This is a genomic window from Candidatus Hydrogenedentota bacterium (assembly GCA_016791475.1).
GTDB lineage: Bacteria > Hydrogenedentota > Hydrogenedentia > Hydrogenedentales > JAEUWI01 > JAEUWI01.
The window spans coordinates 1-783 of sequence record JAEUWI010000178.1; the positions used below are offsets into that span (position 1 = coordinate 1).

Below are 783 nucleotides of genomic sequence, written 5' to 3' on the forward strand. Positions count from 1 at the left end.
TGATCACGGTGGCGCCGTCCGGGGCGTGCACTGCGGCGGTGATCGGCCCGGGCTGGGCCACCTCGGCGAAGACGGTGCCGCCGGCCAGTTCGTACCAGCGCAGGCGGGAGTCGGAACCGCCCGCGACCAGGGTGGCGCCGTCCGGGCTGTAGGTGATCGCGTTCACCCAGCTGCGCGCGCCGGTCAGGGTGCGGGTGGGGCCGGCCGGCGCCGCCGAGGGGCCGGTCAGCGACCACAGGTAGACGCTCTGATCCTTGCTGCCGGCCGCGAGTTCACGACCGCTCGGGGCGAAGGCGAGCGAGGTCACGGTGCCGGTCGGTCCGTCCGGTCCCGTCAGCGCCGGCTCGACGGCGGACGCCGCGCCCTCGGGGGCGCGCAGCGACCAGCGGTACACCACGCCGCCCTCGCCGCCCGCGGCGAGCACCGTGCCGTCCGGGCTGAAGGCGACCGCCTGCATCCCGCGCGCTCGTGGGGGGTCGGTGCTCCCGGGCTCGCGCTCGTCGGGCATCGGCAGGTGCACGGCGCGGAAGGCGGTGCCGTCGCGCCGCCAGACGTGCACCGCGCCACCGGTCTCGCCGGAGCCCGCCGCAGCCAGCCAGCGGCCGTCGGCGCTGAAGGTCAGGGCCAGGACGCCGAGACCGGGGATCTCGATCCCCGCCAGCTCGCGCGGGGACCCCGGCTGGGTGGTCTCCCACACGTGGACCAGGCCGGAGAACCCGCCCGCCGCGGCCACCAGGGAGCCGTCCGGACTCACGGCGACCGTGTAGAGCGGCTCCTCCTGGG

General features: G+C 77.0%; 1 protein-coding gene. It reads right to left on the reverse strand.

What is annotated here, in order from left to right:
- Positions 1 to 783: hypothetical protein (locus JNK74_28550; protein ID MBL7650138.1), on the reverse strand; the 783-nt coding region annotated here is incomplete at both ends.